This window comes from Pseudomonas sp. COW5, assembly GCF_026240005.1.
Classification (GTDB): domain Bacteria; phylum Pseudomonadota; class Gammaproteobacteria; order Pseudomonadales; family Pseudomonadaceae; genus Aquipseudomonas; species Aquipseudomonas kribbensis.
This window is the reverse complement of the sequence record NZ_JAPHVP010000001.1, coordinates 6,314,306-6,327,360: the sequence shown is the minus strand read 5'-3', so window position 1 is coordinate 6,327,360 and position 13,055 is coordinate 6,314,306. Positions and strand designations below refer to the sequence as shown.

General features: G+C 58.7%; 12 protein-coding genes. 5 read left to right on the top strand and 7 right to left on the bottom strand.

Annotated features, from left to right (window positions below; translation table 11 throughout):
* Positions 1-80: 80 nt before the first annotated feature.
* On the bottom strand, positions 81-275 hold the full coding sequence (locus OQ248_RS28680) for a hypothetical protein (RefSeq protein ID WP_265814988.1): 195 nt from the start codon (positions 273-275) through the stop codon (positions 81-83).
* 107 nt (positions 276-382) lie between these two features.
* Here OQ248_RS28680 and thpR point away from each other — a divergent pair, with 107 nt between their 5' ends.
* Complete coding sequence (gene thpR, locus OQ248_RS28675; protein WP_265814987.1) at positions 383-922, top strand: RNA 2',3'-cyclic phosphodiesterase; 540 nt, start codon at positions 383-385, stop codon at positions 920-922.
* Positions 923-1,165: 243 nt separating this feature from the next.
* Here thpR and OQ248_RS28670 read toward each other — a convergent pair whose 3' ends face one another.
* From OQ248_RS28670 to OQ248_RS28650, 5 genes are all read right to left on the bottom strand, one after another.
* Positions 1,166-2,263 (bottom strand): polyamine ABC transporter substrate-binding protein, encoded by a 1,098-nt coding sequence (locus OQ248_RS28670; RefSeq protein WP_085708656.1) that lies wholly within the window; start codon positions 2,261-2,263, stop codon positions 1,166-1,168.
* 102 nt (positions 2,264-2,365) lie between these two features.
* Entirely contained in the window at positions 2,366-3,250 is an 885-nt protein-coding gene (locus OQ248_RS28665) for an ABC transporter permease subunit (RefSeq protein ID WP_085708655.1), read from the bottom strand.
* Positions 3,247-4,161 (bottom strand): ABC transporter permease subunit, encoded by a 915-nt coding sequence (locus OQ248_RS28660; protein ID WP_085708654.1) that lies wholly within the window; start codon positions 4,159-4,161, stop codon positions 3,247-3,249. Before OQ248_RS28660 ends, OQ248_RS28665 begins: the two co-directional genes overlap by 4 nt.
* Positions 4,158-5,300: a polyamine ABC transporter ATP-binding protein gene (potA, locus tag OQ248_RS28655; RefSeq protein WP_007957110.1), complete on the bottom strand. Its 1,143-nt coding sequence runs from the start codon at positions 5,298-5,300 to the stop codon at positions 4,158-4,160. The genes OQ248_RS28660 and potA overlap by 4 nt, the downstream gene beginning before the upstream one ends.
* Positions 5,301-5,519: 219 nt before the next feature.
* Positions 5,520-6,281, bottom strand: coding sequence for a gamma-glutamyl-gamma-aminobutyrate hydrolase family protein (locus OQ248_RS28650; protein WP_007957108.1), 762 nt, complete (start codon positions 6,279-6,281; stop codon positions 5,520-5,522).
* A gap of 282 nt (positions 6,282-6,563) precedes the next feature.
* Here OQ248_RS28650 and OQ248_RS28645 point away from each other — a divergent pair, with 282 nt between their 5' ends.
* The 4 genes from OQ248_RS28645 to OQ248_RS28630 all read left to right on the top strand — a co-directional run bounded on the left by OQ248_RS28645 (position 6,564) and on the right by OQ248_RS28630 (position 11,771).
* The gene (locus tag OQ248_RS28645; protein WP_085708652.1) at positions 6,564-7,940 is read left to right on the top strand and encodes a glutamine synthetase family protein; all 1,377 of its coding nucleotides are present in this window, start codon (positions 6,564-6,566) and stop codon (positions 7,938-7,940) included.
* A gap of 250 nt (positions 7,941-8,190) precedes the next feature.
* Positions 8,191-9,681 (top strand): aldehyde dehydrogenase, encoded by a 1,491-nt coding sequence (locus tag OQ248_RS28640; protein WP_134827304.1) that lies wholly within the window; start codon positions 8,191-8,193, stop codon positions 9,679-9,681.
* Positions 9,682-9,733: 52 nt separating this feature from the next.
* On the top strand, positions 9,734-11,017 hold the full coding sequence (locus OQ248_RS28635) for an FAD-binding oxidoreductase (RefSeq protein WP_265814985.1): 1,284 nt from the start codon (positions 9,734-9,736) through the stop codon (positions 11,015-11,017).
* A 205-nt stretch (positions 11,018-11,222) separates the two neighbouring features.
* A complete protein-coding gene (locus OQ248_RS28630; protein WP_011333561.1) occupies positions 11,223-11,771 on the top strand; it encodes a cupin domain-containing protein in 549 nt (182 codons plus the stop codon).
* A gap of 166 nt (positions 11,772-11,937) precedes the next feature.
* Here OQ248_RS28630 and OQ248_RS28625 read toward each other — a convergent pair whose 3' ends face one another.
* On the bottom strand, positions 11,938-12,816 hold the full coding sequence (locus tag OQ248_RS28625) for a hypothetical protein (protein ID WP_265814984.1): 879 nt from the start codon (positions 12,814-12,816) through the stop codon (positions 11,938-11,940).
* Positions 12,817-13,055: the final 239 nt, after the last annotated feature.

Genomic DNA, 13,055 nt, shown 5'->3' with positions numbered 1-13,055 from the left:
GGCGATGGTGGCTGTACCGGTAAGTCTGTAATGACTGGCCTACCGCTATCGCCAGCAGGCTGGCTCCCACAGGTTTGTGTTCACTCTGCTGATGGAGTGATCCGGCAACTTTTGCGCTGACGGATTCCCTCATCCGTCGGCCGCTCGCGCACGAATTCGAAACGCGGTTCTCCCTCGCTGTAATGCACCAGCCAGCCCCATTCCAGCTCGTTTTCATCCTGTCCGGGATTCGGTGGCCGAGCCCACCAGGGTTCTTTGCTGAGGATCTCGCGCATGACGTCCTCCGGTTGATGGCAATCGTTGAACTATAAACCCCAGGCCGAGAGTCGCCAGAAACGGGCGTGTAGAATCCAGGGATCTCGACGAACGAAGGAGCGTGGCCATGACGGACGAAACGCGCGGGGATCAACCGTTCAAGCGGCTGTTCTTTGCCCTGGACTGCCCGCCGACGCAGCGCAAGGCGATTGCCCAGTGGCGCAGCGAACTGGGCTTGCGTACCGGCAAACCGGTGCCGGCGGACAACTTTCATCTGACGTTGCTGTTTCTCGGTGCGGTGCCGTTGGCGCAGATCGGCGAGGTCTGTGAGGCGGCGTCCAAGGTGCGGACACCGGGCGAGGCGATGAGGATTTCGCTGGACCGGTTGCAGGTCTGGCATCGCGCCGGGGTGTTGTCGCTGGCACCGGAGCAGGCACCAGCGGGTTTATTGCGGCTGGTTTACGGACTGGAGCAGGCGATGCTGCCGTTCGGATTTGAAGAGGCGACGCGTGAGTATCGCCCGCACCTGACGCTGGCCCGGGACTATCGCGCTCCGGAGCCGGAATCCGCCACGCCGCCAGAGTTCTTCCTGAGGGCTGAACGCTTTGCGTTGTTCGAATCCCACAAGGGTCGTTATCGAATTGTTCAGGATTGGCCGTTGACCTGAGCCCACAAAAAAAGGCGCCCGAGGGCGCCTGAATTCACCTGAACCGAGGGAGGCCAGGTGAGGCCGTTCAGAGCGAGGGTGCAGCGGTGGTAAGGCGCTGCGTGAACGGAAATCGATTGATTCTTGAGTTAGAAACACAGCCCCTGTGGGAGCGAGCCTGCTCGCGATGACGTTGGCGGATTCAAAACCAATGTCGCCTGAAACTCCGCTATCGCGAGCAGGCTCGCTCCCACAGAACTTCAATTACTTGCCGAGTTTTACGCGAGTCCAGCCCCGGGTCATGATCCGTTGCGTGGCAATCGGCTGATCTGGCACCGCATACAGCGTGGCCATCACTTCCTGCGACGGGTACGAGCCCGGGTCGTTGCGGATCGCTTCGTCCACCAGTGGCGTGGCGGCGGCGTTGGCGTTGCTGTAGCCGTTGCTGTTGGTGATCTCGGCGATGATGTCCGGACGCATCAGGAAGTCCATGAACAGGTAAGCGTTCTCGACATTCGCCGCATCGCGCGGGATGGCGACCATGTCGTAGAAGCTGCCGGCACCTTCCTTCGGAATGCTGTAGTCGATCACCACGTTGTTGCCCGACTCCACCGCGCGGGCCTTGGCCTGCAGCACGTCACCGGAGTAACCGACCGCCACGCAGATGTTGCCGTTGGCCAGGTCCGAGATGTATTTCGACGAGTGGAAGTACGCCACGTTCGGGCGAATCTTCATGAACAGCGCCTCGGCTTCCTTGATGTGCGCGGTGTCCTTGTCGTTCACCGGATAGCCCAGATAGTGCAGGGCCGCCGGGATCATTTCGGTCGGCGAGTCGAGGAAACTGATGCCGCAAGCCTTGAGCTTCTCGGCGTTCTCCGGTTTGAACAGCAGGTCCCAGGAGTTGGTCGGCGCATTCTTGCCGAGCACTTCCTTGACCTTGGCCGGGTTGAAACCGATGCCGATCGAGCCCCACATGTACGGGAACGCGTGAGCGTTGCCCGGATCACTGGCGGAGGCGTTTTTTAGCAGCACCGGGTTGAGATTCTTCCAGTTCGGCAGCTTCGATTTGTCCAGGGTCTGATAGACCCCGGCCTTGATCTGCTTGGCCAGGAAACTGTTGGACGGCACCACGATGTCGTAGCCGGACTTGCCCGCGAGCAGACGCGCTTCGAGGGTTTCATTGCTGTCGAACACATCGTAGGTCACGCGGATGCCGGTCTCGTCTTCGAACTTCTTGACGGTGTCCGGGGCGATGTAGTCCGACCAGTTGTAAACGCGCAGCACCTTGTCGTTGGCCTGGGCGCCCGTGGCGATTGCGCCCAATAAGGACAGTGTCAGCAGAGTCCTGCCAAACATTTTCATCGGTACAACTCCATTCTTTTTATTCAAAAGCTTTATTCAAAAACACAAAGCGGAATTTCAGTGAATCGGTGGCGGGGGAGAGCCTCCCTCGCCACCCGGTACTCAGGCTGTCGCTGCCACTCGTTGAGGTTGCGGCTGCTGCCACGATTCGTTGGCGGTCTGATCCATCGCTTCCTGAATCGCCCGCTTGCGGTTGGCTTCTGCCTTGCGGCCGAAGTACCAGACGAGGAAGGTCACCAGTGACACCGCCAGCAGAATCAGACTGGCCACGGCGTTGATCTCGGGCTTCACACCCAGACGCACGGCCGAGAACACTTCCATCGGCAGGGTGGTGGAACCCGGCCCCGACACGAAGCTCGCCAGCACCAGGTCATCCAGCGACAGGGCGAACGACATCATGCCGCCCGCTGCCAGCGACGGCGCGATCATCGGGATGGTGATCAGGAAAAACACCTTGAACGGTTTCGCGCCCAGATCCATCGCTGCTTCTTCGATCGACAGATCCAGCTCACGCAAGCGGGCGGAGACTACCACCGCCACATAAGCGGCACAAAACGTGGTGTGGGCGATCCAGATCGTGACGATGCCACGCTCTTGCGGCCAGCCGATCAGTTGCGCCATCGCCACGAACAGCAGCAACAGCGACAGACCGGTGATCACCTCAGGCATTACCAGCGGCGCGGTCACCAGACCACCGAACAGCGTACGGCCCTTGAAGCGCGTCACGCGGGTCAGCACGAACGCGGCGAGTGTGCCCAGCGCTACCGCCGCGACAGCGGTGTAGCAGGCGATTTCCAGCGAGCGCACCACCGAGCCCATCAGTTGCGTGTTGTCGAGCAGGCCGACATACCACTTCACCGACCAGCCGCCCCAGACCGTCACCAGTTTCGAGGCGTTGAACGAGTAGATCACCAGAATCAGCATCGGCAGATAGATGAACATCAGGCCGAAGATCAGCATGAACTTTGAAAATCCGAAGCGTTTCATCCCCGTCCCTCCATCTCTTTGGCCTGGCTGCGGTTGAACAGCAGGATCGGCACAATCAGGATCAACAGCATCACCACCGCCAGAGCAGACGCCACTGGCCAGTCGCGGTTATTGAAGAACTCTTGCCACAGCACACGACCGATCATCAGGGTCTCCGGGCCACCCAGCAGTTCCGGAATCACGAACTCGCCCACCACCGGAATGAACACCAGCATGCAGCCGGCGATGATGCCGTTCTTGGCCAGCGGCACGGTGATTTTCCAGAAGTTGTTGAAGTTGCTCGAGCCCAGATCCTGCGCGGCTTCCAGCAAGCTGCCATCGTGCTTCACCAGGTTGGCGTAGAGCGGCAGCACCATGAATGGCAGATAGGCGTAAACCACGCCGATATACACGGCCGTGTTGGTGTTGAGGATCTCGATCGGGTGATCGGTGAGCCCGGTCCACATCAAAAATGCGTTGAGCAGACCGTTGTTGCTGAGGATGCCCATCCACGCGTAAACGCGGATCAGGATCGCGGTCCAGGTCGGCATCATGATCAACAGCAGCAGGACGTTTTGCGCTTCCTTGCTGGCCTTGGTGATCGCGTAGGCCATCGGGAAACCGATCACCAGGCACATCATCGTGCTCAGTGCCGCGACTTTCAGCGAACCGAGGTAGGCCGAGAGGTACAGCTCGTCTTCGCCGAGCATGGTGTAGTTGCCGATGTTCAGGAACAGCTGGAATTTCTGTTCGGCGTAGGTGTAGATCTCCGAGTACGGCGGGATCGACAGCGCGGCTTCCGAGAAGCTGATCTTCATCACCAGAAAGAACGGCAGCATGAAGAACAGGAACAGCCAGATGAACGGGATGCCGATGACGAACTTTCGCCCGCTGGGCACCAGGCGCAGGAATTGCTGATTGAAGGTTCTCATGAGCGCAGTACCACGCCGCTGTCGTCTTCCCACCAGACGTAGACTTTGTCGTCCCAGGTCGGCCGCGCGCCACGGCGTTCGGCGTTGGCCATGAACGACTGGACGATCTTGCCGCTCGGCAATTCAACGTAGAACACCGAATGGCCGCCGAGGTAGGCGATGTCATGCACCTTGCCTTCGGACCAGTTGTAGCGGGTCTCCGGCTTGATCGTGCTGACCAGCATTTTTTCCGGGCGGATCGCGTAGGTGATCGACTTGTCCTGCACTGAAGTGCTGACGCCATGACCGACGTAGATCTTTTGCTGCAAGTCCGGGCTGTGAATGATCGCGTGACCTTCGAGGTCCTCGACCACGGTGCCGTCGAAGGCGTTCACGTTGCCGATGAATTCGCAGACCATGCGGCTGACCGGTGCTTCATAGATGTCGACCGGGCTGCCGATCTGGGCGATCCAGCCCAGGTGCATGATCGCGATGCGTTCGGCCATGGTCATGGCCTCTTCCTGGTCGTGGGTCACCATCACGCAGGTCACGCCGACGCGTTCGATGATTTCCACCAGCTCAAGCTGCATTTGCGAGCGCAGCTTTTTATCCAGTGCGCCCATCGGTTCGTCGAGCAGCAACAGCTTCGGCCGCTTGGCCAGGGAGCGGGCGAGGGCCACGCGCTGACGCTGGCCGCCGGACAGTTGATGCGGGCGGCGCTTGGCGTATTGGGTCATGTGGACGAGGCGCAGCATTTCTTCAACACGGGCGTCGATTTCGCTGGCCGGCAAACGGTCCTGCTTGAGGCCGAAGGCGATGTTCTGCGCAACAGTCATGTGCGGGAACAGGGCGTAGGACTGGAACATCATGTTGATCGGCCGCTCGTACGGCGGCATGTCGGTGATGTCGACACCGTCGAGCAGAATGCGTCCTTCAGTCGGCCGCTCGAAACCGGCGAGCATGCGCAGCAGGGTCGATTTGCCCGAGCCGGAGCCGCCGAGCAGGGCGAAGATTTCGCCCTGATGGATCTCCAGGGACACATCGTCCACCGCAGTGGTTTCGTCGAACTTCTTGGTGACTCGATCGACTTTCACCAGAACCTTTTTCGGTTGCTGATGACCTTCAAGAGCCTTCCTGTAAGTGCTGGAGGCGTTTGCCATGTGAAACTCCCAACAGGTTTCAGTCGCCGGGCCAACGCGGCCTGGCTTAAGAGTGGATTGCAGACCCGCACCGTGCGGGTTGTTCGGCGCCGCCGTCCTGGCTGCCGGGTGGTGCTTTTTGTTTTCGCGGTGTGTTGCTGATCGCGGATGACGGATGCGCAAGCGCGCAGCCGCCGACCCCGCGGGGGCAGTAAATGGTTTTGCAATCGTTGGGTTGTGTCAGCGCTGGTTGCGTCGCGCCGCACGCTGGCGGCAGGCCTCGCCGAACGCCTGGAAAATCCGCAGGTAGTTCGGGTTGTCCAGCACCTGCCATTCAGGGTGCCATTGGACGCCGAGGGCAAAGGTCGGGCTGTGCTCCACCGAGACCGCCTCGATCAGGCCGTCCGGCGCCACGGCTTCGGCACGGAGGCCGGGAGCGAGGCGGTCGATGCCCTGACTGTGAATCGAGTTGACCTGGAATTCACCCGGCAGCTCCAGCGCTTCGAACACGCCACCGGCCAGCACCGTCACGGCGTGGGCCGGGGCGTACTGCACGGCGACATCCGGGCTGTCGGCTTCGCGGTGATCGAGCATGCCCGGCAGCTCATGCACCTTCTGGTGCAGGCTGCCGCCGAACGCCACGTTCATTTCCTGGAAACCCCGGCAAATGCCGAGTACCGGAACGCCCGCCGCGATGGCTGCACGCAATAAAGGAAGGGTAGTGGCATCCCGCGCCGGATCGTGATCCGTGCCGGGAGCGCTGTCCGGGCCCTGATAGTGGAAGGGTTCCACATTGGACGGCGAGCCGGTCAGCAACAGACCGTCGAGTTGACCCAGCAGGTCTTCGATTTCAGTCAGTTTGCCAAGGGAAGGAATGACGACGGGCAACCCCAGCGCCGCAACGCTGACAGCGCGAACGTACTTGTCGCCGCTGATGTGATAGGGGTGCAGGCCAATCTGTTTGACGCACGCAGTAACGCCGATCAATGGCTTGAATGCCATTTTTATTCACCTCGAAGTTTGACACTTGAACGAGCTTTTCCGGAGCTTAGCCTCGTTGATTTTAATTAACAACTCCCATGTAAAAAATTCTAAACGCCGTTCATCAAATCGTCATCAAGACCGGGGCTCTGGCGCCTGCGTTGGCACGAGAGTGTTAAAAAAAGCCCGAAAAATAAACGCTGAACGGCGATGTGTTCGCTATTGACTTCACTTTGTCGTTCGGGTTGACTGGCTCCGCGAAACAGCAGTGAACATAATAATTAACAGCTAAATAGGTGCATCATGTCGGTCCCTCTGCGTGCCGTTCAACTCAACGAAGCAAACGCATTCCTTAAGAAACATCCTGAGGTTTTGTACGTCGACCTTCTGATTGCAGACATGAACGGTGTGGTGCGCGGCAAGCGCATCGAGCGCACCAGTCTTCATAAGGTGTACGAAAAAGGCATCAACCTGCCGGCCTCGCTTTTCGCCCTCGACATCAATGGCTCCACGGTGGAAAGCACCGGCCTGGGCCTGGACATCGGCGACGCCGACCGTATCTGCTACCCGATCCCGGGTACCCTGAGCATCGAACCTTGGCAGAAGCGTCCGACCGCTCAACTGCTGATGACCATGCACGAGCTGGAAGGCGAGCCGTTCTTCGCCGACCCGCGTGAAGTGCTGGCCAACGTGGTACGCAAATTCGACGAACTGGGCCTGACCATCTGCGCCGCGTTCGAACTCGAGTTCTACCTGATCGACCAGGACAACGTGAACGGCCGTCCGCAATCGCCGCGTTCGCCGGTATCGGGCAAGCGTCCGGTATCGACTCAGGTTTACCTGATCGACGATCTCGACGAATACGTCGACTGCCTGCAAGACATCCTCGAAGGCGCGAAAGAGCAGGGCATCCCGGCCGACGCCATCGTCAAGGAAAGCGCCCCGGCGCAGTTCGAAGTCAACCTGCACCATGTTTCCGATCCTGTTAAAGCGTGCGACTACGCCGTCCTGCTCAAGCGTCTGGTGAAAAACATCGCCTACGACCACGAGATGGACACCACCTTCATGGCCAAGCCGTATCCGGGCCAGGCGGGCAACGGTCTGCACGTACACATTTCGATTCTGGACAAAGAAGGCAACAACATCTTCGCCAGCGAGGATCCCGAGCAGAACGCCGCGCTGCGCCACGCGATCGGCGGTGTGCTGGAGACCCTGCCTGCGCAAATGGCTTTCCTGTGCCCGAACGTCAACTCGTACCGCCGCTTCGGCGCGCAGTTCTACGTGCCGAACTCGCCGAGCTGGGGCATCGACAACCGCACCGTGGCCGTCCGTGTGCCGACCGGTTCGGCCGACGCCGTGCGCATCGAGCACCGTGTCGCCGGTGCCGACGCTAACCCGTATCTGCTGATGGCTTCGGTGCTGGCCGGTATTCACCACGGCCTGACCAACCAGATCGAGCCGGGCGCCCCGGTCGAAGGCAACAGCTACGAGCAGAACGAACAGAGCCTGCCGAACAACCTGCGCGACGCCCTGCGTGAGCTGGACGACAGCGAAGTCATGGCCCGCTACATCGACCCGATGTACATCGACGTGTTCGTCGCGTGCAAGGAAAGCGAGCTGGCCGAGTTCGAAAACTCGATCTCTGACCTTGAGTACAACTGGTATCTGCATACGGTGTGATTCTGAAAAGCCCCTCACCCTAACCCTCTCCCGGGGGGAGAGGGGACTGATCCGGGGATGCTCGGGAAATCCTCCGACCTGAACGATTTTTACCGAATCCATATTCGACTCGGTCGTTCAGGTCGGTGCATCTCCCGAGGCACTTCGGTCGGTCCCCTCTCCCCCCGGGAGAGGGCTAGGGTGAGGGCAGCCATCTCAAGCCAAACACAGACCCAGACACCCCCAAATTCCCCCGCGTCGAGCCACCACCATGACAACGACCCGCAACGACTGGGAACAACGCTTCCAGTCCCTGACCCTCGAATCCCGTGCCTTCATCAACGGCGAATACCGCCCGGCCATCAGCGGCGACACCTTTGAATGCCTGAGCCCCGTCGACGGCCGTTTCCTGGCCTCCGTCGCCAGCACCGATGAAGCCGACGCCAACCTCGCCGTCGAAGTCGCGCGCCAATCCTTCAACTCCGGCGTGTGGGCGAACAAAGCCCCGGCCGAGCGCAAGCGCATTCTGATTCGCTTCGCCGACCTGATCCTGCAGCACCAGGAAGAACTGGCGCTGCTCGAAACCCTCGACATGGGCAAACCGATCAGCGATTCGATGAGCATCGATATCCCGGCGACCGCCAACGCGATCCGCTGGAGCGCCGAGGCCATCGACAAGATCTACGACGAAGTCGCCGCCACTCCGCACGATCAACTGGGTCTGGTCACTCGCGAGCCAGCGGGCGTAGTCGCAGCCATCGTGCCGTGGAACTTCCCGCTGATCATGGCCAGCTGGAAATTCGCCCCGGCGCTGGCGGCGGGTAACTCGTTCATCCTCAAGCCTTCGGAAAAATCCCCGCTGACCGCGATCCGCATCGCCCAACTGGCGCTGGATGCGGGTATTCCGAAAGGCGTGTTCAACGTCCTGCCAGGCTTCGGCCACACCGTCGGCAAGGCGCTGGCGCTGCACATGGACGTCGACGTGCTGGCCTTCACCGGCTCCACGGCGATTGCCAAGCAACTGATGATTTATGCCGGCCAAAGCAACATGAAACGCGTCTGGCTCGAAGCAGGGGGCAAGAGCCCGAACGTGGTGTTTGCCGACGCACCGGACTTGCGCGCGGCAGCACAAGCGGCGGCCGGCGCCATTGCATTCAACCAGGGCGAAGTCTGCACCGCCGGCTCGCGCCTGCTGGTGGAGCGTTCGATCCGTGAGCAATTCATCCCGCTGCTGGTGGAAGCGCTGCAAGCGTGGAAACCGGGTCACGCCCTGGATCCGGCCACCACCGTCGGCGCCGTGGTCGATCAGCGTCAACTGGACAACGTGCTGCGCTACATCAGCATCGGCCGGGAGCAGGGCGCCGAGCTGATCGCCGGCGGCCGCCGCACCCTCGAAGAAACCGGCGGCACCTACATCGAGCCGACGATTTTCGACGGCGTGACCAACGCGATGACCATCGCCAAGGAAGAAATCTTCGGCCCGGTGCTGTCGCTGATCACCTTCGACACCGTTGAAGAAGCGCTGCAGATTGCCAACGACAGCATCTTCGGCCTCGCCGCCGGGGTCTGGACCAGCAACCTGAGCAAGGCCCACACCTTCGCCCGTGGCCTGCGCGCCGGCAGCGTGTGGGTCAACCAGTACGACGGCGGCGACATGACCGCACCGTTCGGTGGCTTCAAGCAGTCGGGCAACGGTCGCGACAAATCGCTGCACGCGTTCGACAAGTACACCGAGCTGAAAGCGACCTGGATCAAGCTCTGACTCTTTTACAGCGGTGGTCGCCTGCAACCGGCGACCCTCGGAGAATAAAAAAATGAAACAACAACACGTGAACAGCTACTACGCCGCCACCCGCAACGAAGTGATCGATTTTCCGGTCCTCGAAGAGTCGGTGGAGTGCGAAGTCTGCATCATCGGCGCCGGCTACACCGGCCTGTCTTCGGCGCTGTTCCTGAGTGAAGCCGGCTACAAGGTGACGGTGCTGGAAGCGGCGAAAGTCGGCTACGGCGCCAGCGGTCGCAACGGCGGTCAACTGGTCAACTCCTACAGCCGCGACGTCGACGTGATCGAAGAGCGCTACGGCGACAAGACCGCGGAAATCCTCGGCAGCATGATCTTCGAAGGCGCCGACATCATCCGTTCGCGCATCAAGGAATACGACATCAAGTGCGACTACCGCCCGGGCGGCATTTTCGCGGCGATGAACAACAAGCAGCTCAAGGGGCTCGCCGAACAGAAACGCAGCTGGGAACGTTACGGCAATAAAAACCTGAAGATGCTCGACGCTGCGGACATCCGCCGCGAAGTCGGCTCCGACGCCTACGTCGGCGGCCTGCTGGACATGCAGGGCGGCCACATTCACCCGCTGAACCTGGCCCTCGGTGAAGCCGCGGCCATCGTGCGTCTGGGTGGCAAGATCTACGAGCAATCCGCAGCGGTGGAAATCAAGTACGGCGAGCCCAACGTCGTGCGCACCGCCAAAGGTCAGGTCCGCGCCAAGTACCTGCTGATCGCCGGCAACGCCTACCTGCCGCAAGGCCTCGACAACCGCGTGACGGCCAAAAGCATGCCGTGCGGCTCGCAGATCTGCGTCACCGAACCGTTGACCGAAAAACAGGCCCGCAGCCTGATCACCAACAACTACTGCGTCGAAGACTGCAACTACCTGCTCGACTACTACCGCCTCACCGCCGACAACCGTCTGCTCTACGGCGGCGGCGTGGTCTACGGCGCCCGTGAACCGGACGACATCGAAACCCTGATCCGCCCGAAGATCCTCAAAACCTTCCCGCAACTCAAGGACGTGAAAATCGACTACCGCTGGACCGGCAACTTCCTGCTGACCATGTCGCGCATGCCGCAATTCGGTCGCATCGAGAAAAACGCCTACTACATGCAGGGCTACAGCGGCCACGGCGTCACCTGCTCGCACCTGGCCGGCAAACTGATCTCGGAAATGATCCGTGGCGACGCCGAACGCTTCGACGCTTTCGCCTCGCTGCCACACATGCCGATGATCGGTGGCCGTACCTTCTCTGCGCCACTAACTGCCCTTGGTGCAGTGTATTACTCGCTGCGCGACCGTTTCGGCATCTGATTTACCTCCCCGGCGGTGGCCCCGAAAAGGGCGCTGCCGGCTTTTTCATGTGCCGTCCATCGAACCTGCTGAGCAACACCGACAAACGTGATTTAATAGCCGCCTTTCACGGTTCCGGGACACGGGAGCAACGTGATCCGCGCGCCTTGCGCGGCACCCGCCACCCACCCCCATTACCCTTAAGTCGTTCTCACATAAGGCTGTCATGGATACGGGTTCTCGACTCAAACTAGTACGCGAAAGCTACAAACTCTCCCAGCGCGAGCTGGCCCGGCGTAGCGGCGTGACCAATGCCACCATCTCCCTGATCGAACAGAATCGTGTCAGTCCTTCCGTCAGCTCACTGAAAAAGCTGCTCGAAGGCATCCCGATGTCCCTGGCCGACTTCTTCACCTTCGACCAGCCGCCCCGCGAACACCAATACGTCTTCCGCGCCAACGAACAGCCCGACCTCGGCCGCCACGGCCTGCGCCTGCTGCTCATCGGCGCCTCGGTCCCCAGCCGCCAGATGCGCTTGCTGCGCGAGCAATACGCGCCGGGTGCGAGTTCCGGGGAAGAGCCGATCGTTCACGCAGAAGGCGAAGAGTGTGGGTTGGTGACGCGCGGCACCGTGGAATTAACGGTGGACGGGCAGGTGAGCGTGTTGAGTGCGGGGGACGGGTATTATTTTCCGACGACGCTGCCGCATAAATTCCGGAATATCGGGGCGGATGAGGCGGAGATTATTAGTGCGAATACGCCGGCGAATTTTTGATGGGCGGAGCTTGGTCTGTTCTTGATGAATCTATAAAAACCGCATGTTTGCGGTTTTTATATTTGGCTTTCTGAGCTGTTGAGTAGTGGGGGCTTTTATTCTATATATGTAAGGTTTGGCGGCAGATAGTTGGAGTGGCCTGTTTTGAGCTGCTCGAGTTTTATGCTTACTCGCCTAGTGCGCTGCATATTTTTATCAGTTGTTTGCTATGCGGGTCTTTATTTAAGCCGTGGCGGGGTAGCCAGGTGGCAAGATTTGTTAGTATTTTTTTGTTTTGAATCTTGTTTGCAATTTTCTTTATTTTCTCTTTAGAGGTTATATGCTCTGGGTAGCCAATGGTGTTTACGAAAGTTACGATCAACAAGTGAAGACATACCAGACGATCCCATCGTAGTCGCTTTTCGTTGGGTGAAAGGCCTACAAAAAACAAAAATATAGGTTCAAATTTTTCTCCAGTGCTCAACATTGATTCAGCAGACAGATGCGTATCATTGTCTCCTGTGCACTCTTCACAGTAAGTTCGTAGCGAGTCTGAAAAGAAATGATCGATGGGTTCGCTTGCGTCATACGATATCGAATGGAACAGCTTTACATCTGTCATGCACCACTGCAGTGCGGCAACGTATTTTACAAAAATCAAGTCGGTTTTATTTGCAATGCGCGAGTCTATGTATAAAGATTTTTTCTCGAATTCTCGTACTAGTATAAAAACTGACATGAATCTAGTGACAAAACTGTTTATGTAATAGTTTTTTTGATCTCGCAGATTCTTTGTTTCTAACCACCCTTTGTCATGGTTGGTATATAGATTGAAAAAGCGATAATTTAAATTGTTGCAAGCATGTAGAAAACGTCCGTGTGATTTGCCAATTATATCTCTCAGTGCTTTGCGTTGTTCGTGTTCATAGTCTGCTTTTAGTTTGAGCTTGTGCTCCCTGACGCGAAATATAAAAGCAACAATTACAGATGTTGCGGCCGAAATTAAAGAAGTCCATAAAATATTCGTAGGCGCAGTCAATAGATTTGATATCCAGGTCATTTCCATAGCTTGGACTAATCCTGTAAAGGGGGTAAAACGAAAAGGAGATGACAGATTTTTTTAAGAATCTGTCACCTAAGTTTATTTTTTCTTTGGCTTGCCAGCGTCACTGCGCTTGTCGCGGATTTGGCCATCGTTATTCCTAGAGCGAGGTTGTTCACCACCGCCAGGCTTTGGAACGTTCACGTTGGGATTAATAGGTCGTCTGTCTGTCATTTTTTCTTCCTTATTTTTTCGAAGAATCG

Bases quoted from the DNA above. Each gene is read 5' to 3' on its own strand.
- OQ248_RS28680 (WP_265814988.1), bottom strand. From the start codon at position 275: ATGCGCGAGATCCTCAGCAAAGAACCCTGGTGGGCTCGGCCACCGAAT.
- thpR (WP_265814987.1), top strand. From the start codon at position 383: ATGACGGACGAAACGCGCGGGGATCAACCGTTCAAGCGGCTGTTCTTT.
- OQ248_RS28670 (WP_085708656.1), bottom strand. From the start codon at position 2,263: ATGAAAATGTTTGGCAGGACTCTGCTGACACTGTCCTTATTGGGCGCA.
- OQ248_RS28665 (WP_085708655.1), bottom strand. From the start codon at position 3,250: ATGAAACGCTTCGGATTTTCAAAGTTCATGCTGATCTTCGGCCTGATG.
- OQ248_RS28660 (WP_085708654.1), bottom strand. From the start codon at position 4,161: ATGAGAACCTTCAATCAGCAATTCCTGCGCCTGGTGCCCAGCGGGCGA.
- potA (WP_007957110.1), bottom strand. From the start codon at position 5,300: ATGGCAAACGCCTCCAGCACTTACAGGAAGGCTCTTGAAGGTCATCAG.
- OQ248_RS28650 (WP_007957108.1), bottom strand. From the start codon at position 6,281: ATGGCATTCAAGCCATTGATCGGCGTTACTGCGTGCGTCAAACAGATT.
- OQ248_RS28645 (WP_085708652.1), top strand. From the start codon at position 6,564: ATGTCGGTCCCTCTGCGTGCCGTTCAACTCAACGAAGCAAACGCATTC.
- OQ248_RS28640 (WP_134827304.1), top strand. From the start codon at position 8,191: ATGACAACGACCCGCAACGACTGGGAACAACGCTTCCAGTCCCTGACC.
- OQ248_RS28635 (WP_265814985.1), top strand. From the start codon at position 9,734: ATGAAACAACAACACGTGAACAGCTACTACGCCGCCACCCGCAACGAA.
- OQ248_RS28630 (WP_011333561.1), top strand. From the start codon at position 11,223: ATGGATACGGGTTCTCGACTCAAACTAGTACGCGAAAGCTACAAACTC.
- OQ248_RS28625 (WP_265814984.1), bottom strand. From the start codon at position 12,816: ATGGAAATGACCTGGATATCAAATCTATTGACTGCGCCTACGAATATT.